Origin of the sequence: Dactylosporangium sp. CA-152071, from assembly GCF_050936335.1 — a bacterium.
Lineage (GTDB): Bacteria > Actinomycetota > Actinomycetes > Mycobacteriales > Micromonosporaceae > Dactylosporangium > Dactylosporangium maewongense.
The window spans coordinates 8,442,933-8,467,848 of record NZ_JBNJMZ010000001.1; the positions used below are offsets into that span (position 1 = coordinate 8,442,933).

The window sequence follows — 24,916 nt, forward strand, 5'->3', positions numbered from 1 at the left end:
GGTGCTCGTGACCGGCGCCTCCGGGTATCTCGGAGGCGCCGTCGCCGCCCTGGCCGGGGCCGTCCCCGCGCCGCGGATCGACATCAGGGACCTGGGCGCCCTGTCGGCCATGTTCGCCGTGGTACGACCTGCGACAGTCATCCACACCGCCACGGTCCTCGGCAACAAGGGCGGCTCGGCCGACGACCTCTGGCCGGTCGTCTCGGCGGGCGCCGCCAACGTCGCGGTCGCCGCCCGCTCGATCGGCGCCCGGCTCGTGCACGTCTCCTCCGACGCCGTGTTCGCGGGGCGGGACGCGCCGTACACGGAGGCGGACGCGCCGTCGCCGGTCTTCGACTACGGCGCCGCGAAGGCCGCCGCCGAGGAGGCCGTCGCCGCCGTCGACCCGGGCGCGGCGATCGTCCGCACGTCGCTGATCGTCTCCGGCGGCCGTGGGAAGCTGTCCCGGCATGAGCAGACCTGCCTGGACCTGGCGACCGGAGCCGCGACCGGGGCGCTGTTCACCGACGAGATCCGCTGCCCGATCGCCGTCGACGACCTGGCCGCGGCCCTGGTGGCCGTCGCCGCGACCGACCACGCCGGCGTGCTCAACGTGGCCGGCCCGGAGGCGCTGTCCCGGCACGAGATCGGCGTCCGCGTCGCGGAACGGCACGGCGTGGACCCCGCGAAGGTGCCGGCGGCGACGCTCGCGGCGAGCGGAATGACCCGTCCGGCCAGGGTCGTGCTGGACTCCTCGGCGGCCCGGGCGCTGCTCGGTCTCACTCCGCGGCCTGTCTGACCAAGGTCTTTCGCAGCGCACACAAAGTTTGAGTGCGGACGCGGAGCGTTCGCATGGGGGGTGTGGGGAGGCGCAGCCCCCCACAAAACCGCGGCCCGCAAGGGTCGGGGAGCTAGAAGCTGTAGGGTCTGGGGCCGTGGACGGCTTGTTCGAGATGCAACCACCGGGCGGCGGCGGCGATCCCGCGCCCCCCGGCGGATTCGACGACGTCGCCGCCGACGCGCCCCTCGCCGTGCGGATGCGCCCGCGGACCCTCGACGAGCTCGTCGGGCAGCAGCACCTGCTCGCGCCGGGCGCGCCGCTGCGGCAGCTGGTCAGCGGCGACGCGCCGATGTCGGTGATCCTGTTCGGTCCGCCCGGCTGCGGCAAGACCACGGTCGCGCACCTGGTCGCCCGGGCCACCGACCGCAAGTTCGTGGCGCTGTCCGCGCTCAACGCGGGCGTCAAGGACGTGCGGTCGGTCATCGATGTCGCACGCCGGGAGCGCCGCCGGGGCGGGCCGCCGACCGTGCTCTTCATCGACGAGGTGCACCGCTTCAGCAAGACGCAGCAGGACTCGCTCCTCGCGGCCGTCGAGGACCGCACCGTCACGCTGCTCGCCGCCACCACCGAGAACCCGTTCTTCTCCGTCATCACGCCGCTCATGTCGCGCTGCGTGCCGCTGAAGCTGCATCCGCTGACCGAGGACGACGTGCGCGAGCTGCTGCGCCGTGCCGTGGCCGACCCGCGGGGGCTCGACGGCAAGGTGACGCTCGCTCCCGACGCGGAGGCGCATCTGGTACGCCTGGCGGGCGGCGACGTGCGGAAGGCCCTCACCGCGCTCGAGGCGGCCGCGGCCGCGACGACGGCACAGGGCGCCGAGGTCATCGACCTGGCCACCGCCGAGCAGGCCATCGACGTGGCGGCGCTGCGGTACGACCGGGACGGCGACGAGCACTACGACGTGGTGAGCGCGTTCATCAAGAGCATCCGCGGCTCCGACGTCGACGCGGCCCTGCACTACCTGGCGAGGATGCTGGAGGCGGGGGAGGACGCCCGGTTCATCGCCCGGCGCCTGATCGTGCACGCCAGCGAGGACGTCGGCATGGCCGACCCGACCGCCCTGCAGACCGCGACCGCCGCCGCGCACGCCGTGCAGTTCGTCGGCCTGCCCGAGGCGCAGATCGTCCTGGCGCAGGCGGTGATCCACCTGTCGGTCGCCCCGAAGTCCAACGCGGTCGTTGCCGCGATCGGCGCCGCCATGGCCGACGTCCGCGCCGGGCACGGCGGTGCAGTTCCCGCGCATTTACGCGATTCGCACTACAGCGGTGCATCCAAGCTCGGCCACGGCAAAGGGTACAAATACCCCCACGACGACTCCCGAGGCGTTGTGCAGCAACGGTACGCCCCGGAAGGGCTCGACGACCGGGAGTACTACCGCCCTACGGGCCATGGCGCAGAGCGCGCTGTGGCGGAACGATTGCCGAAACTGCGGCGTATCGTGCGGGGGACCACAGTGTCGGCAGCAGACCCCGCAACCGACGGCGCGACCAGCATGGTGGAGGAGCGGCACCGGTGACATCGGGTCGAGATGAGGCCAAGAAGCGGCGCGGCCGCGGCAAGGCCGAAGAAGGCCCGAGCGATGAGGACCTCGGCTGGCTCGCCGAACTCCGCAGCGCCCGAGGCGACGAGGACGGCCTTCAACAGCCGCCCGCGGCCCCCCGCGACGGCGGCCACGACGTGCTGGACCAGCCGGCCCCCCGCCGCGCCGAGCCCACCCAGGCCTGGCAGGCCCCCCGCGCCGCCGGTCGCGGCGAGGCCGATCGTGAGTCGCCGTCGGGTGGTGTACCGGCCGCGGGCCGGCGTGCCGCCCCTGAGCCGACGACGGCGTGGCAGGCCCCCCGCGCTGCTGGCCGCGGTGAGGCTGAGCGTGAGTCGCCGTCGGGTGGTGTACCGGCGGCTGGTCGTCGTGTTGCCCCTGAGCCGACGGCGGCGTGGCAGCCCGAGACTTCCCAGTCCGGCCGTCGGGCCGCTGGTCGCGGCGCGGTCGATCGTGAGTCGCCGTCGGGTGGCGTGCCGGCGACTGGTCGTCGTGTTGCCCCTGAGCCGACGGCGGCGTGGCAGCCCGAGACCTCCCAGTCCGGCCGTCGCGCCGCTGGTCGCGGCGCGGTCGATCGTGAGTCGCCGTCGGGTGGCGTGCCGGCGGCTGGTCGTCGTGCCGCCCCTGAGCCGACGGCGGCGTGGCAGCCCGAGACTTCCCAGTCCAGCCGTCGCGCCGCGCCCGACACGTCCCAGCCGGGGGGTCGCCGCGCCGCGCCTGACACGTCGCAGCCGGCGGGTCGTCGTGCCGCCCCCGAGGCCGGCCCTTGGCAGCCCCAGGCCGACCCGGTTGCGCGCCGCGAGCCGGCGACCGGATCCGTGCCGGGTGCGCCGGTCGCCCCGCCGGCAGGCCCTCCGCCCGCCGCCGGCCGTGCGTCCGCGACCGGTCGCACCTCGGTGCCCGGACCCGTCACCGGTCGCCCCGGCGTTCCCGAGGTGCCGCCGGCCACCGGTCGCACCGCCGTTCCCGGGCCTGCCACGGGCCGCACGCCCGTGCCCGACGCCACCCCCGCCACCCCGGCCACGGGCCGCACGTCGGTGCCCGGGCCCGTCACGGGGCGCACGTCCGTGCCCGAGGCCGGGCCGGCGACGGGTCGCACACCGGTGCCCGGCACCGGACCGTCGGCGGGTCGCCCGGCAGCGCCTGGGGCAGGGCCGGCGACGGGTCGCGGCGGCGCGCCGTCCGCGTGGGACGCCCCAGCCCGTGAGGCGGCACCGGGCGGGCACCGGGCCGCCGACGAGGAGTCGCCGTCGCGCGGGCGGCGGGCCGCGCCCGAACCCCGTCGTGGTGAGCCGGACCTGGAGTCCAGCGGCGGTCGCAGGTCGTTCGAGGCGGCTGCCGGCGCCGTTCCACCGCCGCAGCGTCGTGGCGAACCGGACCTGGAGTCCAGCGGCGGCCGCAGGTCGTTCGAGGCGGCCGGCGGTGCCATCCCGCCGCAGCGCCGCGGCGAGCCGGACCTGGAGTCGAGCGGCGGTCGCAGGTCGTTCGAGGCGGCTGCCGGTCCGATCCCGCCGCAGCGCCGTGGTGAGCCGGACCTGGAGTCCAGCGGTGGCCGGAGGTCGTTCGAGGCTGCCGCCGGCTCCGTCCCGCAGGCGCAGCGCCGCGGCGGCGCCGAGCCGGCCGGCCGCTTCGCCGCCGAGGCAGGTCCCGCCGCCGCCCAGGGCCGCGCCGGCCACGGCTCCGCCGGCTCCAGAGGCGTCGGCTCGCAGCAACCCGGACCGGACAAGACCGGCCCGCAACACACCGGACCGCACGGCCCGGGCACGGGACCGCAGGAGCCCGGACCGTTCGGCGCGCGCGGCCAGAGCGGCCCGCGGACCGGCACCGGCCCCCAGAGCGACCCGCACGGCCGTGCCCAGGGCGAGTCGTTCGGGCGCGGCGGCCCCCAGACGGGCGCCCCGGCCGGCAACCAGCACGCCCCCCAGGGCGGCCCGCCCGGCGGCGGTCCCGGCGGCGCGCAGGGTCCGGCGCTCCCCGGCGGCGGTCCGCAGCAGCGGGGACCGCAGCAGCGCGGCCCGCACGGCGCGCCCGGCGGGCGGCCACCGGTCAACGCACCGGGCGGGCGGCCCTCGCCCTACGGTGTGCCGCGGCAGCCGGGGGAGGCGCCGCCGAAGCCGTTCGTGGACCTGGCGCGGTTCGACCCCAACCCCGCGACCACGTACCGCGGCATCGCCACCACACCGGGAGCGTTCGACTGGGAGTCCACGACGCAGATCGCGCCGTTCGGGCTGCTGCAGCTCGCGCAGGCCAAGCGGGTGCGGCAGCTGCGGCTCGCGACGATCATCTTCGTGGTGCTCGCGGTGGTGAGCGCGCCCGCGGCGTTCTTCGTGATCCGGGAGTTCACCAGGGACCCGGTGTTCGTGGAGCTCGACAACCTCAACCTGCCGGAGTGGGCGGCCCGCAACCCGACCGACGGGGCGCTCGGCAGCCGCTGGTGCATCCGGGAGTGCCGGTCCCGGCAGCGGACCTGGGAGTCGGCGCGCGGGCCGGAGGAGACCAACCGGGCGTTCGTCGGCAAGCTCAAGGACGCCGGCTGGGTCGAGTGGGACATCCCCGACTGCCAGGCCGAGGGCGTCGACGGGATCGAGACGTGCTGGCAGCGCGACGAATACGTCCTGGACCTGTGGGTGCGCGCGGCCGTCTGCGAGGTGAAGGGCGCCCGCCCGACGGTGAACCCGTCGCAGGCGAACCCGTCCCAGTCGGGCAAGCCGACACCGAAGGCACCGGCCAGCCAGCCCGCGTCGCAGGACCCGGCGCCGCAGCCGTCGGGGGAGGGCGACCCGGGCCCCGCGCCCACCGCGATCTGCCCCCTCGCGGTGGCGACCATCAAAGTCTTCAACCGGATCAGCTACGGCCCAGGTGGCGAGCAGGGCGGCGGCTGACGGCGACACCGGCCGGTCGAGAAGCGCCGCCTCATCACGGAGGGTAGGGTTCCTCCGTTGGATGAGCGCATCCACGCGGGTGAAGGAGGAAACGGGCGTGACCGTGTCCCTGGGCGGTATCGCGGCGCTGGTGGCGTCGGGTGGTTTTTTCGTGCTCGTGCTGGTGCTCGCGGTGCCGATCCTCCGGGTCCGGCACACGATCGACGCGGCGACCGGCGCGCTGCGCGACGCCGCGGACCAGACGACCCCCATGCTGGAGCGGATCAACAGCACCATCGACAATGTCAACGTGGCCCTCAGCCAGGTGCACACCACGCTTGACGGGGTAAACATGCAGCTGGCGCGCATCGACACGATCACCGAGAACGTGTCGCACGTGAGCGCCAACGTGGCGAACCTGTCCACAGTGGTCAGTGCGGCCGCGGCGAACCCGCTCGTGAAGGTCGCCGCGTTCGGCTATGGCGTGCGCAAGGCCGCCGCCAACCGCCGCGCCGCCGCCGACGAGGCCGAGGTGCGCGAACAGATCAAGCAGTCGCGGCGCAAGCGCGCCTAGTCGCGCGGGCGCTGCCCGTACACCACCTGACAAACGAGACAAGAAAGGTTGAGCCATGCGGCGCATGCTGTGGCTCGGGATCGGACTCGCCATAGGCGCTTTGGTCGTCCGCGCGGTCACCAAGAAAGCGCAGGCCTTCACCCCGCAGGGCATCGCCGCCTCGGCGCGCGACTCGGCCGTCGGTCTCGCCGGCACCGTCCGCGGGTTCGTCGACGACGTGCGTGACGGCATGGCGGAGCGTGAGGCCGAGATCCACGCCGCGTTCGCGGAAGGCGCGACCCTCGACGAAGACCTTTACCCGGAAGGCCGGCAGCACCGATGAAGACCGCGGAGATCAAGCGTCGTTTCCTCGCCCACTTCGAGGGGGCGGGACACACGGTCGTGCCGAGCGCGCCGTTGCCGGCGATCGCCGACCCGAACCTGCTGTTCATCAACGCGGGCATGGTGCAGTTCGTGCCGTTCTTCCTCGGCCAGCGCACGCCGCCCTACCCGCGGGCCGCGAGCGTGCAGAAGTGCATCCGGACGCCGGACATCGACGAGGTCGGCAAGACCAGCCGGCACGGCACGTTCTTCCAGATGAACGGCAACTTCAGCTTCGGCGACTACTTCAAGGACGGCGCGATCAAGCTCGCCTGGGACCTGTCGACCAACCCGGTCGACAAGGGCGGCTTCGGCCTGGACCCGGAGCGGATCTGGGCGACGGTCTACCTCGACGACGACGAGGCGATCGAGATCTGGAAGAAGACCGGCCTGCCCGCCGAGCGGATCGTGCGGCGCGGCAAGAAGGACAACTTCTGGTCGATGGGCATCCCCGGGCCGGCCGGGCCGTGCTCCGAGCTGTACTACGACCGCGGCCCCGCCTACGGCAAGGAGGGCGGCCCGGAGGTCGACGAGGACCGTTACCTGGAGTTCTGGAACCTCGTCTTCATGCAGTACGAGATCACCAACGTGCGGTCGAAGGAGGACTTCGACATCGTCGGTGAGCTGCCGGCGAAGAACATCGACACGGGCATGGGCCTGGAGCGCATCGCCTCGATGCTGCAGGGCGTCGACAACCTGTACGAGATCGACGAGGTCAACCCGATCCTGAGCAAGGCCGCGGAGATGACCGGCAAGCGCTACGGGCAGACCGTGTCGAAGGTGGCCGGCGAGTCGCACCCCGACGACGTGCGGCTGCGCGTCATCGCCGACCACGTCCGCACCGCGCTCATGGTGATCTCCGACGGGGTCACGCCGTCCAACGAGGGCCGCGGCTACGTGCTGCGCCGCATCCTGCGCCGGGCGATCCGCTCGATCCGCCTGCTCGGCTGGCACGAGGGTCCGGCGCTGCCGATCCTGCTGCCGATCGCGCGGGACTGCATGTCGCCGTCCTACCCGGAGGTGGCGGCGGACTTCGACCGCATCTCGACGTACGCGTACGGCGAGGAAGAGGCCTTCCTGCAGACGCTGAAGGCGGGCACCACGATTCTCGACACCGCCGTCACGGAGACGCGCGCCGCCTCGAAGACCGTGCTGTCCGGGGACAAGGCGTTCCAGCTGCACGACACGTACGGCTTCCCGATCGACCTGACCCTGGAGATCGCGGCCGAGCAGGGCCTGACGGTCGACGAGGAGGGCTTCCGCCGCCTCATGGCCGAGCAGCGCACCCGCGCCAAGGCCGACGCGAAGGCCCGCAAGACCGGCCACGCCGACCTCTCGCAGTTCCGCGCCGCCCTGGAGCAGGGCGGGCCGGTCGAGTTCACCGGCTACCGCGAGGTGGCCCGGGAGTCGGTCGTGCGGTCGCTGCTCGGTGCCGCCGCGGGGGGCCAGGGCGAGGAGATCTCGCTGGTGCTGGACGCCACCCCGTTCTACGCGGAGGGCGGCGGCCAGATGCCCGACCTGGGCGTCATCACCACCGGCAGCGGCAAGGCCGAGGTCCTCGACGTGCAGAGCCCGCTGCCCGGCCTGATCGTGCACCGGGTGAAGATCCTCGAGGGCGAGATCCGGCCCGGCGAGTCGGCGTTCGCGGAGATCGACACCACGCGCCGGCGGGCCGTGTCGCGGGCGCACACCGCGACCCACCTCATCCACCAGACGATGCGCAACTTCCTCGGCGAGTCGGCGACCCAGGCGGGCTCGCTCAACGCGCCCGGCCGGCTCCGCTTCGACTTCAACACCCCCGGCGCCGTGCCGCAGAGCGTGCTGCACGACGTCGAGCAGCAGGTGAACGAGGTGCTGCTGCGGGACCTGCTGGTGCACGCGTTCGTCACGTCGCAGGAGGAGGCGCGCAAGCTCGGCGCCATGGCGCTGTTCGGCGAGAAGTACGGCGACGAGGTCCGCGTCGTCGAGGTCGGCGACTACGCCCGCGAGCTCTGCGGCGGCACGCACGTCGAGCGCTCCAGCCAGCTGGGCCTGGTGAAGATCCTCTCCGAGTCGTCGATCGGTTCGGGTGTACGACGGGTCGAGGCGCTCGTCGGTCTGGACGCGTTCGGGCACCTGGCGCGGGAGCACGTCCTCGTGTCGCGCCTGGCCGAGCTCTTCCGGGTCCCGGGCGACCAGGTCGCCGACCGGGTCGAGCAGACCGTCGCGCAGCTGCGCGACGCCGAGCGGGAGCTGGAGAAGCTGCGCACCCAGCTGGTCCTCGCCAACGCCGGCGGGCTCGCCGACGCGGCGAAGGACGTGCACGGCGTCGCGTACGTCGGCACCGAGGCGCCCGAGGGCACCTCCGCGAACGAGGTCCGGACGCTGGTGCAGGAGATCCGCGGCCGGATCCCGGCGGATCGGCCCGCGGTCGTCGCCGTCGCCGCCCGCGCGGGCGGCAAGGCGTCGCTCGTCGTCGGCATCAACGCGGCCGCGAAGAGCCGCGGCCTGTCCGCCGGTGACCTGGTCAAGGGCGCCCTGTCCGGCCGTGGCGGCGGCAACGCCGACCTCGCGCAGGGCGGCGGCGTGCCGGCGGCGGAGGCCCCCGCGTTGCTCGCCGCGGTCGAGCGAGCGCTGTAGATCGGCTGGAATGCGGGTAGGTGAATTCGTCGATTCACCTACCCGCGGGCATTCGCGGGGTGCGCGGTGCGCATAGGGTGCTACCCGTGACGACGCAGCCGTGGACCCGTGGCCGGCGGATCGGAGTCGACGTCGGCAGTGTCCGCGTCGGCGTCGCGATGTGCGATCCGGACGGGATCCTCGCGAGCCCCGTCGCCACCCTGCCGCGCGATCAGGTCACCGAGAGTGACAAGGTTTCTTCCGACATGTCGGAAATCCTGCGGCTGGTCGCGGAACACGAAGTGGTGGAGATCGTTGTCGGCCTGCCGATTAACCTGGCCGGCAAGGAAGGGCCCGCAGCGGTTCTGATCAGGCAATATGCCGACCGTCTGGCGGAGCTGGCGGACCCCGTGCCGGTCTTGCTGACGGACGAGAGGATGTCCACCGCGGCGGCAACACGTAGGCTGTCGGAGCGCGGCGTCCGTGGCAGGCGGCAACGCGCGGTCATCGATCAGGTGGCCGCCGTGGAGATCCTGCAACGATGGCTCGACGCGCGACGGGCCGTTCGCGGCTGAATGCCAGGAGGCGAAGGACAGATGGGCGAGCTTGACCTGGGCTGGGACGACGAGGAGCGGCCCAGCAGACATCGGCGCCGCGCCGCGTCCGCTCCGGCCCGCGGCAGACGGAAGGGCCGTGGCGGGAGGACCTTCCTCGCGCTCTTCATCAGTCTGCTGGTCTTCGGTGGTCTCGCGTTGGGCGTCTATGTCGGCGTCGACCGGGTCAAGGACATGTTCACCGCTGCCGACTACAACGGCGGCGGCTCCGGCGAAGTGACGGTCGAGGTCCTGCCCAACCAGTATGCCGCCGACATCGCCAACACGTTGGCGGAAAAGGGCGTCGTGAAGAGCGCGAAGGCGTTCGTCGAGGCGGCGAAGAAGGACGAGCGCAGCAAGAAGCTGCAGCCGGGCTTCTACAAGCTGCGCAAGCAGATGGCCGCCGCCCAGGCCCTGTCGATGATGCTCGACCCGAAGAGCCGCCTGGTCAACAAGGTGACGCTGCCCGAGGGCCTCACGTTCCAGGAGACGTTCAAGAAGCTGTCCGAGGTCACGAAGATCCCCTACGAGGAGTTCGAGAAGGCCTCGCAGGACACCAAGGCGCTCGGCCTGTCCGACGTGTGGTTCCAGCGCCAGGACGGCAAGGGCGTCGCCAAGAGCATCGAGGGCTTCCTCTTCCCGGCGACCTACGACTTCCCGCCGAACGTCGACGCGACCGCCATCCTGAAGATCATCATCAACCGGTTCAACCAGGAGATCGAGTCCCTCGGGTTCATCGACGGCGTGCAGAACTCGCTGCACATCTCGCCCTACGAGGCGCTGATCGGCGCGTCGATCGCCCAGGTCGAGGGCCTCGACAAGGACCAGGAGGGCATCGTGCGGGTGCTCTACAACCGGGTCTACTCCGGCAAGTTCCCGTGCAGCTGCCTGCAGGTCGACAGCACCGTCAACTACTACCTGCGGATCACCGGCAAGGGCGCCAAGCCGTCCACCGAGCTGCTCAACTCGGAGCTGCACAACAAGAAGAACCCGTACAACGCCCACGACGTCCCGGGCATGCCGATCGGTCCGATCAGCAACCCCGGCACCAGCGCGCTGAAGGCGGCGATCAACCCGCCGAAGCACGACTACTACTACTTCTGCGCCATCGACACGGCCGGCAACACCGGATACGCCAAGACGTACCCCGAGTTCGAGAAGCTGTGGGCCCAGGCGCAGAAGAACGGCGTCAAGTAGGTGCGTGCCGCGGTCCTCGGCCAGCCGGTGAGCCACTCGCGCTCACCGGCGATCCACAACGCCGGCTACGCGGCCGCCGGGCTGCGCGACTGGACCTACACGGCGATCGAGTGCGGCACCGCGGACCTGCCCGGGTTCGTCGCCGGGCTCTCGCCCGACTGGGCCGGGCTGTCGCTCACCATGCCGCTCAAAGAGGTTGCGCTGACGGTCGCCGCGATGGTCGACCCCTTCGCGGCGGCGATCGGCGCGGCGAACACGCTGGTCCGGCGGGCATACGGATGGCACGCGTACAACACCGACGCCCCGGGCATGGTCCGGGCGCTGCTGGAGGCGGGTGTCTCGCGCACGCCGCGGCTCGCCGTGCTCGGTGGCGGCGGCACCGCCCGGGCCGCCCTGGCCGCGGCCGCTTCACTGTCGGCCGACGTCACGCTGTACACGCGGCGGCTCGAAGCTTTTGAGGAGCTGCTGCCGGTGGCCTCGGCGCTCTCCGTGGACCTCGTGCACGCGCCCTGGTCGTCGCTCGACTCGTGCACCTCGTTCCCCGTGGTGATCTCCACGGTGCCGAAGGGGGCGGCGGACCCGCTCGCGGTCGCGGACTGGTCCGGGCGGCCGGTCGTGTTCGACGCGATCTATGAGCCGTGGCCGACGCCACTGGCCGCCGCGGCGTCCGCCGCCGGGTGCGCGATCGTGTCCGGGCTCGATCTGCTGCTGTGGCAGGCGGTCGACCAGTTCGAACTGTTCACCGGCAAGGCTGCTCCGGTCGCGGCGATGCGTGCGGCGCTGCGTTCCGCCTGACTGCGTGCTGTCTTTTGGATCGCTGTTCGCCGGCGAGGCGGCCGTGCGTTCCGTCTGATGGGCTTTGGTGACCTCATTGCGGGAAGTGTCATACCCGCGTGACATGCTTGCCGGGTGTTGCGCTGGTTGACCGCAGGTGAGTCGCATGGCCCGGCACTCGTCGCGATCCTGGAGGGTGTTCCCGCAGGTATCGAGCTGACGAGCGCGTCCGTGGCGGCAGAGTTGGCCCGTCGACGTCTCGGCTATGGCCGCGGCGCGCGGATGGCGTTCGAGCAGGACGTGGTCGAGTTCGTCGGCGGCCTCCGGCACGGGCGCACCCTCGGCAGCCCCGTCGCGATCCGCGTCGGCAACAGCGAGTGGCCGAAGTGGGAGACCGTCATGGCGGCCGATCCCGTCGACCCCGACGTGCTCGCCGCCCAGGCGCGCAACGCGCCGCTGACCCGGCCCCGCCCCGGCCACGCCGACCTCGCCGGCATGCAGAAGTATGGGCACACCGACGCCAGGCCGATCCTGGAGCGGGCCAGCGCGCGGGAGACCGCCGCCCGGGTCGCCGTCGGCACCGTCGCCAAGGCCCTGCTGCGCCAGGCGCTCGGCATCGACATCGTCTCCCACGTCATCGAGCTGGGGTCCGTCGCCGCCAAGCCCGGCCTGCTGCCCCGGCCCGAGGACTTCGACCGCATCGACGCCGACCCGCTGCGCTGCCTCGACCCCGACGCGAGCGCCCGCATGGTCGAGGAGGTCGACGCCGCGAAGAAGGACGCCGACACCCTCGGCGGCATCGTCGAGGTCCTCGCCTATGGCGTCCCGCCGGGCCTCGGCAGCCACGTGCAGTGGGACCGCAAGCTCGACGCCCGCCTCGCCACCGCCCTCATGTCCATCCAGGCGATCAAGGGCGTCGAGATCGGTGACGCGTTCACGCAGGCCCGCTCCCGCGGCTCGCAGGCGCACGACGAGATCATCCCCACCGCCGACGGCGTCCGCCGGGTCACCGACCGCGCCGGCGGTCTCGAGGGCGGCATCACCACCGGCGAGCCGCTGCGGGTCCGCGCCGCGATGAAGCCCATCTCGTCGCTCAACCGGGCACTGCAGACCATCGACGTCACCACCGGCGAGCCCGCCACCGCCATCAACCAGCGCTCCGACGTCTGCGCGGTCCCCGCCGCGGCCGTCGTCGCCGAGGCGATGGTCGCGCTCGTCCTCGCCGAGGCTGCCCTGGAGAAGTTCGGCGGCGACTCGGTCCCCGAGATCCAGCGCAACGTCGCCGGCTACATGTCGAACCTGGTCATCCGGTGAAGCCTCGCGCCGTCCTCGTCGGCCCGCCCGGAGCGGGCAAGACGACCGTCGGCACGCTGCTCGCCGCCGCGTTGGACGTCCAGTTCCGCGACGTGGACGTCGACATCGAGGCCGTCGCGGGCAAGCCGATCCCGGAGATCTTCATCGACGAGGGCGAGGACCACTTCCGCGCGCTGGAGCGGGCCGCGGTCGCCTCGGCGCTGTCCACGTTCGACGGGGTGCTGGCCCTCGGCGGCGGCGCGATCCTGGCCGCCGAGACCCGCGAGCTGCTCGCCGGGCACACCGTGGTCTACCTGACGGTCGAGCTGTCCGACGCGGTGTCCCGGGTCGGGCTCGGCAGCGGCCGGCCGCTGCTCGCGCTCAACCCGCGGGCCACGCTGAAGTACCTGCTGGACCAGCGGCGGCCGCTGTATGAGCAGGTCGCCACCATCACCGTCGGCACCGACGGCCGCACTCCCGAGGACATCGCCGAGGAACTGGCCGGCAAGCTGTGACCGCTTCCGCTGCTGTTGTCGCTTGGTTGGAGGGTCTGCTGTGACCGCCGTTTCCGTGGTCGACGTCTCGGGCTACTCCGTCCTGATCGGGCGGGGGCTCTTCGACCGGGTGCCTTCGCTGGTCAGCGGCGCGGCGCAGGTCGCCGTGCTGTTCGCCGGGCCCGTCCGCGGGCACGCCGAGCAGGTCATGGCGGCGCTGCGGGCCGCCGGCCACGGGGTGCTGCCCCTCGAGGTCCCCGACGCCGAGGCGGGCAAGGACATCGCCGTCGCCGCCGGTTGCTGGGACGCGCTGGGGGAGGCCGCGTTCACCCGCAGCGACGCCGTCGTGGGCGTGGGCGGCGGGGCCGTCACCGACGTCGCCGGGTTCGTCGCCGCGAGCTGGCTGCGGGGGGTCCGGCTCGTCCAGGTCCCGACCAGCCTGCTCGGCATGGTCGACGCCGCGGTGGGCGGGAAGACCGGCATCAACACCGCCGCCGGCAAGAACCTCGTCGGCGCCTTCTACCCGCCGGTCGGCGTCGTGTGCGACCTGTCGACCCTGGACACGCTGCCCGCCGACGACCTGCGCGCCGGCATGGCCGAGGTGGTCAAGTGCGGGTTCATCGCCGACCCCACCATCCTCGACCTCGTCGAGGCCGACCCGGCGCTCGCCCTCGACCCGCACGGCGCGGTGCTGCCCTCGCTGGTCGAGAAGGCCGTCGCGGTCAAGGCCCGGGTGGTCTCCGCCGACCTGCGCGAGTCCGGCCTGCGCGAGATTCTCAACTACGGTCACACGCTGGGCCACGCGATCGAGCGCCGCGAGCAGTACCGCTGGAAGCACGGCCACGCGGTCTCCGTCGGCCTCGTCTACGCGGCCGAGCTGGGCCGGCTCACCGGCCGCCTCCCCGCCGACGTCGCCGCCCGCCACGCCGCGGTGCTGAAGCTGCTGGACCTCCCCGTCACGTACGACGCCGCCGCCTGGACCGACCTCCACGCCGCGATGCGCGTCGACAAGAAGGCCCGCGGCGCGACGCTGCGCTTCGTGGTGCTGGACGGCCTCGCCACCCCGGGCACCCTCGCCGGCCCACCCGACGACCTGCTCTTCGCCGCCTACGCCGCCGTGGCCGCCTGACCCCACCACACTTTCTGGCAAGCCCGCCGGACCGGCCGGCACCAGGACAGCTTTCCGTGATCCGGAAGACTTTGTGCTGCTATGACGACATGAAGTCTTCCGGATCATGGGGCGGGTGGTGCCGGCTGGCTCTCGTGATCCCGAATGGTTTGTGGTGGTCAGGGGGTGGCGGGGGCTGGGGTGGCAGGAGCTGGGGTGGGGAGCAGAGTGGGCAGGGGTGGGCGCAGGCGCAGGTACAGGATGCCGCCGACGGTGCCGAACATGGCGGCCACGACGGCCTGCGGGTAGGTGGGGGCGCCGAAGGGGAGCAGGAACATCGCGATGCCGACCGAGAGGCGGATCGCGGCGGGGGGCGGGTGGTGCAGGCCGGCCGCGAGCGGGACGATCGGCCACAGCAGGTACCAGGGGTGCACGACCGGGCCGCACAGGACGATCGCGGCGAGGGCCAGGCCGAGGCCCGCGACAGGGTTCGGGGCGCGCAGCAGGGCCCAGCCGGCGAGCGCACAGCCCGCGGCCGCCGCGACGAGGCGGATGACGGCCATCGCGGAGGGGTGGCCGGCGGAGGCGAGGAGCATGCCGACGTCGGTGCTGAGGGAGAGGCCGTTGCGGACGGTGGTGGGGGTGTGCAGGGCGGCGATCCAGCCCAGGCCCAGACCGGACGCGGCCTGGAGCACGATGAAGGCGAGACCCGCCCCGGCCGCCGTGCGGAGGAGGGCGCCCCGGCGGCCGCGGGTCAGGGCGACGACCGTGATGAGGGCGAGGATCGCGGGCGCCTTGACCAGGGCTGCCGCGACGATGAGGGCGGCGCCGAGCAGGGGGCGGTCGCGGACGGCGGCGAGCAGGCCGGCGGCGACGAGGCCGACCATGAGGGCGTCGTTGTGGACGCCGGCGACGAGGTGGAGCAGGAGCAGCGGGTTGAGCGCGCCGAACCACAGGGCGCGCTGTGGTGGGACGCCGAAGCGGGCGGCGAGGCCCGGCAGGCAGGCGACGGCCAGGGCGACCCCGGCCAGGGCGACGAGCCGCATCGCCCAGACGCCCGCGACGGTGTGCTCGCCGGTGATGGCGACGATCATCGACGCGCAGCGCAGGAAGACAGGGCCGTAGGGGGCGGGCGTGTCCTGCCAGATGGGCGGGACGTCCAGGGCGAGGGGGCCGCCGAGCATGGAGGGGCCCCAGCGGTACGCGTCGAGCCCCTGCCGCACCATCGCGCCCTGGGCGAGGTAGCTGTACACGTCGCGGCTGAACATGGGGGCCGTGACGGCGAGCGGGGCGGCCCACCACAGCAGGGTCTTGATCAGGTCGGCGGGGCGCTGACCGTCGAGCGTGGACCGCATGCGCAGCCACGCGCCGCACAGCAGCACCAGCCCGAAGTAGGTGACGGCGACGCCCGCGAGGGGGAAGGCGCGCAGCTCGCGGATCAGCGGCCAGTCCTCGAACGGATCGCGGCGAGGAAGGGCGCCGGCGGCGGCGCCACCCAGCGCGATCGCGACGGAACCCGCGAAACCCAGGGTACGGTTGACGATGTCCGGTCTGCCCACTACGGCACACTGGCTGAGTTTCATGTCCTGGTGGCCAATGCGACATGAACTCCGGCCACCTCGACCGGTACACTGCTTCGGGCCTTTCCGCCGGCACGATGCCGCACGGACCAACTGACGAAAGTGACGTCTATCCACATGGCAACCACGAACGACCTGAAGAACGGCCTGGTGCTCAACCTCGACGGCGATCTGTGGGCCGTTGTTGAGTTCCAGCATGTGAAGCCGGGCAAGGGCGGCGCGTTCGTGCGGACCACCCTGAAGAACGTGCTCTCCGGCAAGGTGGTCGACCGCACGTTCAACGCCGGGACGAAGGTCGAGACCGCCACCGTCGACAAGCGGACGATGCAGTACCTGTACATCGACGGCGAAGACTACGTGTTCATGGATCTGCAGTCGTACGAGCAGATCTCCGTCCCCGCCGGCACGGTCGGCGAGGGGACCAAGTTCCTGCTCCCCGAGGCCGAGGTGACGGTGGCGACCCACGAGGGTGTGCCGCTGTATGTCGAGCTGCCGACCTCGGTGATCCTCGAGGTCACCTACACCGAGCCGGGCCTGCAGGGCGACCGCTCCACGGGTGGCACCAAGCCGGCGACGGTCGAGACGGGCGCCACGGTCAACGTGCCGCTGTTCATCAACATCGGCGAGAAGATCAAGGTCGACACCCGCGACAGCCGTTACCTCGGCCGGTCCTGACCGTGTCCTTCAGTGGGGGCTCCTTTCTCGGGGGCGACGTCACCGCGCAGATGACCGCGCGGCGGAAGGCCCGCAAGCGTGCCCTCGACGTGCTCTACCAGGCCGACCTGCGCGGTGAGCCGCGCGGGTCGGTCCTGACGTCCTACGTGGCGAATCTCGAGGAGCCGAAGCCGGGCTACCTGCCGTACACCGTCCAGCTGGTGGAGGGTGTGGAGAGCCACGCCGTCCGGATCGACGAGCTGCTGTCCAGCTACGCCGAGGGGTGGACCCTGGAGCGGATGCCGGTGGTCGACCGGAATCTGGCCCGCATCGCGGTGTACGAGCTGCTCTACAACGACGAGATCGACAACCCCGTGGCGATCACGGAGGCGGTCGAGCTCGCGGAGGCGCTGTCGACCGACGACTCGCCCCGCTTCCTCAACGGCATCCTGGGCCGGATCGCCGACTACGCCACGTAAGACGCCGCTGGCAAGCCAGTTGACCGGGTGTGATCCGCCGTCGGACGACGGGGGATCCGCCCGGTTTTGTGCGTTTTCCACGGGACCAGCGACGCGGCGAGATCATCATCACGCCCTCCGCGGAGGGTGATGTCCGCCCCACCGCGGGCGGGTATCAACGCAAGGAGGGGGCCGCCGGAGCGGCCCCCTCCTTGCTACGGAAGGTCAGGACTGAAACAGGCTGCGCGGGTCGGTGACCAGCACACCGTGCTCGTTGAGCCGCTCGACCAGCCCCGACGGCGAGGCGTCGTAAACGATCGCCAGGGCGCGCAGGTCGTCGGCCCGGATGGACAGCACGCGACCGTTGTAGTCGCCGCGCTGCTGCTGGATGGCGCGCGCGTAGCGGGCCACGTAGGCAAGGTCCTCGGCGCCGGCGTCGTACAGCCGCTCCAGGTCCAGGACGATCTTGTTGGTGGGCTCGTGCCTGACACCGCTGCCCTCGGGCAGCAGCTCGGCGACGGGGACGCGGTAGAACTCGGCGAGCTCGGCCAGGCGGGACACGGTGACGGCCCGGTCGCCCCGCTCATACGAACCGACGACGACGGCCTTCCAGCGCCCTGCCGACTTCTCCTCGACACCCTGCAGAGACAGCCCCTGCTGCTGTCGGATCGAGCGCAGGCGAGCACCAAGAGACTTGGCGTACTCAGACGGCATACGGACACTCCCAGTCACTGGCCTGAGGGGTTTCCCCAGCGATCGCTACGGAGCGTGACCGTAACTGGCAGAAGTCGCGGGGTCAAGTGGTCGAGACCCATCCGTTGCCCAGGTCAGGGCGGTTGTTAGGGTGGTTGCCGTTCGACGTCCTTTAACGACCCGTCCGGTGAGGCGGGGAAGGAGGTCTGGTTTGTCGACCCCGACAACAGGCGCTGAGCTGGGCAAAACCATCCTAACGGCGGCAGATGTCGCCCGTGTGGTGGACCGGATTGCCCATCAGATTCTGGAAAAGACGTCCGGAGCCACCGAAACGGTGCTGCTCGGCATACCTACCCGAGGCGTACCGCTCGCTCGCAGACTCGCCGCCAGGATCGCCACTTTCGAGGGTGCTGAGATCCCGGTCGGTGTGTTGGACATCACGCTCTACCGGGACGATCTTCGCCTCCAGGCGACCCGTGCGCTGGGTCACACGGAGATCCCGCCCGGTGGCCTCGACGGGCGCCGCGTGATCCTCGTCGACGACGTCCTCTTCTCCGGCCGCACGGTCCGCGCGGCCCTCGACGCGCTCAAGGATCTCGGCCGGCCGCGGATGGTCCAGCTGGCGGTCCTCGTCGACCGGGGCCATCGCGAGCTGCCGATCCGCGCCGACTACGTCGGCAAGAACATCCCGACCTCGATCGACGAGAGCGTCCGGGTGTCCGTCGCCGAGCAGGACGGCGACGACGCCGTGGTGATCGTGAGCAAGGAGAGGCAGGCATGAAGCACCTGCTCAGCGCCGCCGACCTGGACGCCGCCGCCGCCACGCTGGTGCTCGACACCGCGGCGGAGATGGCGAGCATCGCGGGGCGCGAGGTGAAGAAGCTGCCCGCGCTGCGGGGGCGCACCGTGGTGAACCTGTTCTACGAGGACTCGACCAGGACGCGGATCTCGTTCGAGGCGGCGGCGAAGCGGCTGTCGGCCGATGTCATCAACTTCTCGGCGAAGGGCTCCAGCGTCTCGAAGGGTGAAAGTCTCAAGGACACCGCCCTGACGCTGCAGGCGATGGGCGCCGACGCGGTCGTGATCCGCCACCCGGCCAGCGGCGCGCCGCACCGGCTCGCCAACTGGGTCGAGGGCAGCGTCGTGAACGCCGGCGACGGCACGCACGAGCACCCGACGCAGGCCCTGCTCGACGCGTACACCATGCGCAACCGCCTCGGCAGGCTCGCCGGGCTCAACGTGGCCATCGTCGGCGACGTGCTGCACTCCAGGGTGGCCAGGTCGAACGTGCAGCTGCTGCACACCCTCGGCGCGAAGGTGACGCTCGTCGCACCGCCCACGCTGCTGCCGGTCGGCGTCGGGGCGTGGCCGGCCAGCACGTCCTACGACCTCGACGCGGTGGTCCCGGACTCCGACGTCGTCATGATGCTGCGGGTCCAGCGGGAAAGAATGAACCAGGCGTACTTCCCCTCGGAGCGGGAGTACGCGCGGCGCTACGGCTTCGACGTGCCGCGCATGAGCCGGCTGCCCGAGCACGCGATCGTCATGCACCCCGGGCCGATGAACCGGGGCATGGAGATCGCGCCCGAGGTCGCGGACTCGCCGCGCTCCACCATCGTCGAACAGGTCGCCAACGGGGTGTCCGTGCGGATGGCCGTCCTCTACCTGCTGCTCGGAGGCAAAGCGTGATCATCTCGGACACCCAGCTGGGCGAGATCACCGTCGAAGACGGGGTCATTGTCCGTATAAATCCGGACAAAAAGGGTGGCAAGATCGCGCTTCCCGGGCTCGTGGACCTGCACACCCATCTGCGGGAGCCCGGGCGGGAGGACGCCGAGACGGTCGAGTCCGGGTCCAGGGCCGCCGCGCTCGGCGGGTACACGGCCGTGTGCGCGATGGCCAACACGTCACCGGTCGCCGACACGGCCGGCGTCGTCGAGCAGGTGTGGCGCCTGGGCCGCGAGGCGGGCCTGGTCGACGTGCAGCCGATCGGCGCCGTCACCGTCGGGCTGGGCGGCGAGCAGCTCGCCGAGCTCGGCGCGATGGCCGACTCCGCGGCGAAGGTCCGCGTGTTCTCCGACGACGGCCACTGCGTGCACGACCCGCGCCTGATGCGCCGGGCCCTCGAATACGTCAAGGCGTTCGACGGGGTCGTCGCCCAGCACGCCGAGGAGCCGCGGCTGACCACCGGCGCGCAGATGAACGAGGGCGAGGTCGCCGCCCGCCTGGGCATGACCGGCTGGCCGGCCGTCGCCGAGGAGGCGATCATCGCCCGGGACGTGCTCCTCGCCGGGCACGTCGGCGCCCGCCTGCACATCTGCCACGTGTCGACCGCCGGCAGCGTCGAGCTGATCCGCTGGGCGAAGTCCAAGGGCTGGCGGGTGACCGCCGAGGTGACGCCGCACCACCTGCTGCTCACTGAGGACCTCGCCGTCGACTACGACCCGGTGTACAAGGTGAACCCCCCGCTGCGGACCCAGGCCGACGTGCTCGCGCTGCGCAAGGGCCTGCAGGACGGCACGATCGACTGCGTCGCGACCGACCACGCCCCGCACAGCGTCGAGGACAAGGAGTGCGAGTGGGCGTACGCCAGGCCGGGGATGCTCGGCCTGGAGACCGCCCTGGCGATCGTCGTACAGACGATGGGGCCGCAGTGGGACAGGATCACGGACTGGATGTCCGTCGCGCCGGCGAAGATCGCCGGTCTCGCCGGGCACGGCCACGCCCTGCAGGTCGGTCAGGTCGCGAACATCGCGGTCTTCGATCCGGAGGTCCGGTGGACGGTCGACCCGACCGCCATGGCCAGCCGGTCACGCAACACCCCATACGCCGGGATGGAGCTGCGCGGTCGCGTCGAGGCGACCTACCTGCGCGGCGAGCCGACGGTGTTGAACGGAAAGGCGACTCGGTGAAGCGCAGAGCAGCATTGTTGGTACTGGAGGACGGCCGCACCTTCCGCGGCGAGGCCTTCGGCAGCATCGGGGAGACCTTCGGCGAGGCGGTGTTCAACACCGGCATGACCGGCTACCAGGAGACGCTGACCGACCCGTCCTACCACCGGCAGGTCGTCGTGCAGACCGCGCCGCAGATCGGCAACACCGGGATCAACGACGAGGACGACGAGTCGGGCCGCGTCTGGGTCGCCGGTTACGTGGTGCGCGACCCCGCCCGGTCCTACTCCAACTGGCGCGCCTCCGGCAGCCTCCAGGACCGGCTGGCGGTCGAGGGGGTCGTCGGGATCAGCGGCGTCGACACCCGCGCCCTCACCCGCCACCTGCGCGAGCGCGGCGCGATGCGCGTCGGCGTCTCCAGCGTCGACGACGACCGCGACGGCATCCTCGAGCGCGTCCGCCAGCAGCCCGAGATGCTCGGCGCGGACCTGTCCGCCGAGGTGAGCACGCCCGAGCGGTACACCGTGGAGGCCGAGGGCGAGCACCGCTTCACGGTGGCCGCGATCGACCTGGGCATCAAGCGCAACGTCCCGCGCCGGCTGGCCGCCCGCGGCGTGACCACCCACGTGCTGCCCGCCAGCACCACCCTGGAGGACATCCGCGCGCTGAACGCCGACGCGGTGTTCTTCTCGCCCGGCCCGGGCGACCCGGCCACCGCCGACGCCCCGGTCAGCCTGGCCAGGGAGGTCATGTCCGCGAGGATCCCGCTCTTCGGGATCTGCTTCGGCAGCCAGATCCTGGGCCGCGCGCTCGGGTTCGGCACGTACAAGCTGGGCTACGGCCACCGCGGGATCAACCAGCCCGTCCTGGACCGGACCACCGGCAAGGTCGAGGTGACCAGCCACAACCACGGCTTCGCCGTCGACGCGCCCCGCGAAGGGCGCACCAGCACCGAGTTCGGCGAGGTCGAGGTCAGCCACGTCTGCCTCAACGACGGGGTCGTCGAGGGCCTGCGCTGCCTCGACGTGCCGGCCTTCACCGTCCAGTACCACCCGGAGGCGGCAGCGGGGCCGCACGACGCGGACTACCTGTTCGACAGATTCGCGGAGTTGATGAAAACCAATGCCTAAGCGGACCGATCTCCGGCACGTCCTCGTCATCGGCTCCGGCCCGATCGTCATCGGCCAGGCGTGCGAGTTCGACTACTCCGGCACCCAGGCGTGCCGCGTCCTGCGCGCCGAGGGGCTGCGGGTCAGCCTCGTCAACTCCAACCCGGCCACCATCATGACCGACCCGGAGTTCGCCGACGCCACGTACGTCGAGCCGATCACCCCCGAGTTCGTCGAGCAGGTCATCGCCAAGGAGCGCCCCGACGCGCTGCTCGCCACGCTCGGCGGGCAGACCGCGCTCAACACCGCCGTCGCGCTGCACGAGGCGGGCGTGCTCGACAAGTACGGCGTCGAGCTCATCGGCGCCAACATCGACGCCATCCGGCGCGGCGAGGACCGGCAGCTGTTCAAGGACATCGTCGCCAAGGCCGGCGGCGAGACCCCGCGCAGCCGGGTGTGCCACTCGATGGACGAGGTCCGCGCGACCGTCGCCGAGCTCGGCCTGCCGGTCGTCATCCGGCCGTCGTTCACCATGGGCGGGCTCGGCTCCGGCATGGCGCACACCGACGCCGACCTCGAGCGGCTCGCCGGCGGCGGGCTCGTCGCCTCCCCGGTGCACGAGGTCCTCATCGAGGAGAGCGTGCTCGGCTGGAAGGAGTACGAGCTGGAGCTGATGCGCGACAAGCACGACAACGTGGTCGTCGTCTGCTCCATCGAGAACGTCGACGCGATGGGCGTGCACACCGGCGACTCCGTGACCGTCGCGCCGGCCATGACGCTCACCGACGTCGAGTACCAGCGGCTGCGCGACCTCGGCATCGCCGTGCTGCGCGAGGTCGGCGTCGACACCGGCGGCTGCAACATCCAGTTCGCGGTGCACCCGCAGACCGGCCGGCTGGTCGTCATCGAGATGAACCCGCGCGTCTCCCGCTCCAGCGCCCTGGCCAGCAAGGCGACCGGCTTCCCGATCGCGAAGATCGCTGCGAAGCTCGCCATCGGCTACACCCTGGACGAGATCCCCAACGACATCACCCTCAAGACGCCTGCGGCGTTCGAGCCCTCGCTCGACTACGTCGTGGTGAAGATCCCGCGGTTCGCGTTCGAGAAGTTCCCCGGCGCGGACGCGGAGCTGACCACGACCATGAAGTCGGTCGGCGAGGCCATGTCGATGGGCCGCACCTTCCAGGAGGCCCTGGGCAAGGCGATGCGGTCGATGGAGACCAAGGCCGCCGGCTTCTGGACCTACCCCGACAAGGCGGGCGTCGACCCGATCGAAGCGCTGAAGGTGCCGCACGACGGCCGGCTGTACACCGCCGAACGCGCGCTGCGGGAGGGGCACAGCGTCGCGGCCGTGTCCGAGGCGAGCGGCTTCGACCCGTGGTTCGTCGACCAGATCGCCGCGCTCGTCGACCTGCGCGCCGAGATCCTCAGCGCCGCCGTGCTCGACGAGCCGCTGCTGCGCACGGCGAAGCGGGCCGGCCTGTCCGACCGGCAGATCGCCGCGCTGCGGCCCGAGTTCGCCGGCGAGGACGGCGTGCGCAGCCTCCGCCAGCGGCTCGGCCTGCGGCCCGTCTACAAGACCGTCGACACCTGCGCCGCCGAGTTCGCGGCCGGCACCCCGTACCACTACAGCACCTACGAGGAGGAGACCGAGGTCGCCCCGTCGGACCGGCCCAAGGTCATCATCCTGGGCTCCGGGCCGAACCGGATCGGGCAGGGCATCGAGTTCGACTACTCGTGCGTGCACGCGGTCATGGCGCTGCGCGCCAAGGGCTTCGAGACCGTCATGGTCAACTGCAACCCGGAGACGGTGTCCACCGACTACGACACCGCGGACCGGCTGTACTTCGAGCCGCTCACGTTCGAGGACGTGCTGGAGGTCGTGCACGCCGAGGACGAGTCCGGCAAGGCGGCCGGCGGCCCCGGCGTCGTCGGCGTCGTCGTGCAGCTCGGCGGGCAGACCCCGCTCGGCCTCGCCCAGCAGCTCGCCGACGCGGGCGTGCCGATCGTCGGCACCTCGCCCGAGGCGATCGACCTGGCCGAGGACCGCGGCGCGTTCGGCAAGCTCCTCACCGGGGCCGGCCTGACCGCGCCGGCGCACGGCACCGCGACCAGCTTCGGCGAGGCCAAGCTCATCGCCGACGAGATCGGCTACCCGGTGCTGGTGCGGCCCTCGTACGTGCTGGGCGGCCGCGGCATGGAGATCGTCTACGACGAGCAGACCCTGAGTGGCTACATCGCCCGCGCCACCGAGATCTCCCCGGCGCACCCGGTGCTGGTCGACCGGTTCCTCGACGACGCCATCGAGATCGACGTCGACGCGCTGTGCGACAAGGACGGCGAGGTCTACGTCGGCGGGGTCATGGAGCACATCGAGGAGGCCGGCATCCACTCCGGCGACTCCTCCTGCGTCCTGCCGCCGATCACCCTCGCCGGGGTGCACCTGGACGAGGTGCGGCGCTACACGGTCGCCCTCGCCCGTGGCATCGGCGTCCAGGGGCTGCTCAACGTCCAGTACGCGCTGAAGGACGACGTCCTGTACGTCCTGGAGGCCAACCCGCGCGCGTCGCGCACCGTGCCGTTCGTGTCGAAGGCGACGGCGGTGCCGCTGGCGAAGGCCGCGGCCCGCATCGCGCTCGGCGCCACGATCGCCGAGCTGCGCGCCGAGGGCCTGCTGCCCGCGACCGGTGACGGCGGGACCCCGCCGGATCACGCGCCGATCGCGGTCAAGGAGGCGGTGCTGCCGTTCAAGCGCTTCCGCACGATCGAGGGCAAGGGCGTGGACAACCTGCTCGGCCCGGAGATGAAGTCGACCGGCGAGGTCATGGGCATCGACACGTCCTTCGGCCACGCCTTCGCGAAGTCGCAGGCCGCCGCGTACGGGTCGCTGCCCACCACGGGCACGGTGCTGGTCACGGTCGCCAACCGGGACAAGCGCGGCATCGTGTTCCCGGTCAAGCGCCTCGCCGATCTCGGCTTCTCGATCGTCGCCACCGCCGGCACCGGGCAGGTGCTGCGCCGGTACGGGGTCGCCTGCGAGATCGTGCCGAAGCACTTCGAGGAGGGCGGCGGCCGCAACGCCGTGTCGATGATCGCCGGCGGCGAGGTCGCCCTGGTGATCAACACCCCGCAGGGCTCCAGCGGCCGGCAGGACGGCTACGAGATCCGCAGCGCGGCGGTCGTCGCCGACATCCCGTGCATCACCACGCTGCCGGGCGCGGCGGCCGCGGTCATGGGCGTCGAGGCGCTGCTGCGCGGCGAGATGACGGTCCGGCCGCTGCAGGAGCTGCACGCCGCCCTGCGCGGGCAGCAGTGAGCGGTC

Annotated in this window: 21 protein-coding genes; 19 read left to right on the forward strand and 2 right to left on the reverse strand. The window is 72.0% G+C overall.

Going from position 1 to position 24,916, the window contains the following annotated elements:
- Position 1: 1 nt before the first annotated feature.
- The 12 genes from ACQEVZ_RS38105 (at position 2) to aroB (ending at position 14,230) form a co-directional block, all read left to right on the forward strand.
- Positions 2 to 778, forward strand: coding sequence for a sugar nucleotide-binding protein (locus tag ACQEVZ_RS38105; protein WP_433377204.1), 777 nt, complete (start codon positions 2 to 4; stop codon positions 776 to 778).
- A 154-nt stretch (positions 779 to 932) separates the two neighbouring features.
- Complete coding sequence (locus tag ACQEVZ_RS38110) at positions 933 to 2,336, forward strand: replication-associated recombination protein A (RefSeq protein ID WP_433377207.1); 1,404 nt, start codon at positions 933 to 935, stop codon at positions 2,334 to 2,336.
- Between the two features lie 1,013 nt (positions 2,337 to 3,349).
- Positions 3,350 to 5,239 carry a hypothetical protein gene (locus ACQEVZ_RS38115; protein ID WP_433375645.1) on the forward strand — a complete coding sequence of 630 codons (1,890 nt, stop codon included), beginning with the start codon at positions 3,350 to 3,352 and terminating at the stop codon, positions 5,237 to 5,239.
- A 103-nt stretch (positions 5,240 to 5,342) separates the two neighbouring features.
- Positions 5,343 to 5,792 (forward strand): DUF948 domain-containing protein, encoded by a 450-nt coding sequence (locus ACQEVZ_RS38120; RefSeq protein ID WP_344503657.1) that lies wholly within the window; start codon positions 5,343 to 5,345, stop codon positions 5,790 to 5,792.
- 55 nt (positions 5,793 to 5,847) lie between these two features.
- Positions 5,848 to 6,114: a hypothetical protein gene (locus tag ACQEVZ_RS38125; protein WP_344503550.1), complete on the forward strand. Its 267-nt coding sequence runs from the start codon at positions 5,848 to 5,850 to the stop codon at positions 6,112 to 6,114.
- Complete coding sequence (gene alaS / locus ACQEVZ_RS38130) at positions 6,111 to 8,771, forward strand: alanine--tRNA ligase (protein WP_433375649.1); 2,661 nt, start codon at positions 6,111 to 6,113, stop codon at positions 8,769 to 8,771. Before ACQEVZ_RS38125 ends, alaS begins: the two co-directional genes overlap by 4 nt.
- A gap of 86 nt (positions 8,772 to 8,857) precedes the next feature.
- Positions 8,858 to 9,325 carry a Holliday junction resolvase RuvX gene (gene ruvX, locus ACQEVZ_RS38135; protein ID WP_344503552.1) on the forward strand — a complete coding sequence of 156 codons (468 nt, stop codon included), beginning with the start codon at positions 8,858 to 8,860 and terminating at the stop codon, positions 9,323 to 9,325.
- Positions 9,326 to 9,346: 21 nt separating this feature from the next.
- Positions 9,347 to 10,540, forward strand: coding sequence for an endolytic transglycosylase MltG (gene mltG / locus ACQEVZ_RS38140; RefSeq protein ID WP_433375652.1), 1,194 nt, complete (start codon positions 9,347 to 9,349; stop codon positions 10,538 to 10,540).
- Complete coding sequence (locus ACQEVZ_RS38145; RefSeq protein WP_344503555.1) at positions 10,541 to 11,335, forward strand: shikimate dehydrogenase; 795 nt, start codon at positions 10,541 to 10,543, stop codon at positions 11,333 to 11,335. It begins immediately after the preceding gene.
- A gap of 114 nt (positions 11,336 to 11,449) precedes the next feature.
- Positions 11,450 to 12,628 carry a chorismate synthase gene (gene aroC, locus ACQEVZ_RS38150; RefSeq protein ID WP_344503556.1) on the forward strand — a complete coding sequence of 393 codons (1,179 nt, stop codon included), beginning with the start codon at positions 11,450 to 11,452 and terminating at the stop codon, positions 12,626 to 12,628.
- The gene (locus ACQEVZ_RS38155) at positions 12,625 to 13,122 is read left to right on the forward strand and encodes a shikimate kinase (protein WP_433375657.1); all 498 of its coding nucleotides are present in this window, start codon (positions 12,625 to 12,627) and stop codon (positions 13,120 to 13,122) included. The genes aroC and ACQEVZ_RS38155 overlap by 4 nt, the downstream gene beginning before the upstream one ends.
- Before the next feature lie 22 nt (positions 13,123 to 13,144).
- Positions 13,145 to 14,230 (forward strand): 3-dehydroquinate synthase, encoded by a 1,086-nt coding sequence (aroB, locus tag ACQEVZ_RS38160; protein WP_425552248.1) that lies wholly within the window; start codon positions 13,145 to 13,147, stop codon positions 14,228 to 14,230.
- 158 nt (positions 14,231 to 14,388) lie between these two features.
- On the opposite strand, the gene mptB is transcribed toward aroB, so the two are convergent.
- On the reverse strand, positions 14,389 to 15,768 hold the full coding sequence (gene mptB / locus ACQEVZ_RS38165) for a polyprenol phosphomannose-dependent alpha 1,6 mannosyltransferase MptB (protein ID WP_433375661.1): 1,380 nt from the start codon (positions 15,766 to 15,768) through the stop codon (positions 14,389 to 14,391).
- Between the two features lie 138 nt (positions 15,769 to 15,906).
- Here mptB and efp point away from each other — a divergent pair, with 138 nt between their 5' ends.
- Entirely contained in the window at positions 15,907 to 16,464 is a 558-nt protein-coding gene (efp, locus tag ACQEVZ_RS38170) for an elongation factor P (RefSeq protein WP_344503560.1), read from the forward strand.
- Between the two features lie 50 nt (positions 16,465 to 16,514).
- Positions 16,515 to 16,922 (forward strand): transcription antitermination factor NusB, encoded by a 408-nt coding sequence (nusB, locus tag ACQEVZ_RS38175; protein WP_389322645.1) that lies wholly within the window; start codon positions 16,515 to 16,517, stop codon positions 16,920 to 16,922.
- Between the two features lie 204 nt (positions 16,923 to 17,126).
- Here nusB and bldD read toward each other — a convergent pair whose 3' ends face one another.
- The gene (bldD, locus tag ACQEVZ_RS38180; protein ID WP_033356835.1) at positions 17,127 to 17,615 is read right to left on the reverse strand and encodes a transcriptional regulator BldD; all 489 of its coding nucleotides are present in this window, start codon (positions 17,613 to 17,615) and stop codon (positions 17,127 to 17,129) included.
- A gap of 190 nt (positions 17,616 to 17,805) precedes the next feature.
- Between bldD and pyrR the strand changes: the two genes are divergently transcribed.
- From pyrR to carB, 5 genes are read left to right on the forward strand one after another with little or no spacing between them, the layout of a single operon-like run.
- Positions 17,806 to 18,375 (forward strand): bifunctional pyr operon transcriptional regulator/uracil phosphoribosyltransferase PyrR, encoded by a 570-nt coding sequence (pyrR, locus tag ACQEVZ_RS38185; protein ID WP_344503561.1) that lies wholly within the window; start codon positions 17,806 to 17,808, stop codon positions 18,373 to 18,375.
- Complete coding sequence (locus tag ACQEVZ_RS38190; RefSeq protein ID WP_344503562.1) at positions 18,372 to 19,283, forward strand: aspartate carbamoyltransferase catalytic subunit; 912 nt, start codon at positions 18,372 to 18,374, stop codon at positions 19,281 to 19,283. The genes pyrR and ACQEVZ_RS38190 overlap by 4 nt, the downstream gene beginning before the upstream one ends.
- A gap of 17 nt (positions 19,284 to 19,300) precedes the next feature.
- Entirely contained in the window at positions 19,301 to 20,506 is a 1,206-nt protein-coding gene (locus ACQEVZ_RS38195; protein WP_433377211.1) for a dihydroorotase, read from the forward strand.
- Entirely contained in the window at positions 20,503 to 21,615 is a 1,113-nt protein-coding gene (carA, locus tag ACQEVZ_RS38200) for a glutamine-hydrolyzing carbamoyl-phosphate synthase small subunit (RefSeq protein ID WP_433375666.1), read from the forward strand. The genes ACQEVZ_RS38195 and carA overlap by 4 nt, the downstream gene beginning before the upstream one ends.
- Complete coding sequence (gene carB, locus ACQEVZ_RS38205) at positions 21,608 to 24,910, forward strand: carbamoyl-phosphate synthase large subunit (protein WP_433375669.1); 3,303 nt, start codon at positions 21,608 to 21,610, stop codon at positions 24,908 to 24,910. The genes carA and carB overlap by 8 nt, the downstream gene beginning before the upstream one ends.
- Positions 24,911 to 24,916: the final 6 nt, after the last annotated feature.

Excerpts from the sequence above, each read along its gene's own strand:
- ACQEVZ_RS38110 (WP_433377207.1), top strand. The coding sequence starts at position 933 with ATGCAACCACCGGGCGGCGGCGGCGATCCCGCGCCCCCCGGCGGATTC.
- ACQEVZ_RS38125 (WP_344503550.1), top strand. The coding sequence starts at position 5,848 with ATGCGGCGCATGCTGTGGCTCGGGATCGGACTCGCCATAGGCGCTTTG.
- alaS (WP_433375649.1), top strand. The coding sequence starts at position 6,111 with ATGAAGACCGCGGAGATCAAGCGTCGTTTCCTCGCCCACTTCGAGGGG.
- mltG (WP_433375652.1), top strand. The coding sequence starts at position 9,347 with ATGGGCGAGCTTGACCTGGGCTGGGACGACGAGGAGCGGCCCAGCAGA.
- efp (WP_344503560.1), top strand. The coding sequence starts at position 15,907 with ATGGCAACCACGAACGACCTGAAGAACGGCCTGGTGCTCAACCTCGAC.
- nusB (WP_389322645.1), top strand. The coding sequence starts at position 16,515 with ATGACCGCGCGGCGGAAGGCCCGCAAGCGTGCCCTCGACGTGCTCTAC.
- bldD (WP_033356835.1), bottom strand. The coding sequence starts at position 17,615 with ATGCCGTCTGAGTACGCCAAGTCTCTTGGTGCTCGCCTGCGCTCGATC.
- ACQEVZ_RS38190 (WP_344503562.1), top strand. The coding sequence starts at position 18,372 with ATGAAGCACCTGCTCAGCGCCGCCGACCTGGACGCCGCCGCCGCCACG.
- carB (WP_433375669.1), top strand. The coding sequence starts at position 21,608 with ATGCCTAAGCGGACCGATCTCCGGCACGTCCTCGTCATCGGCTCCGGC.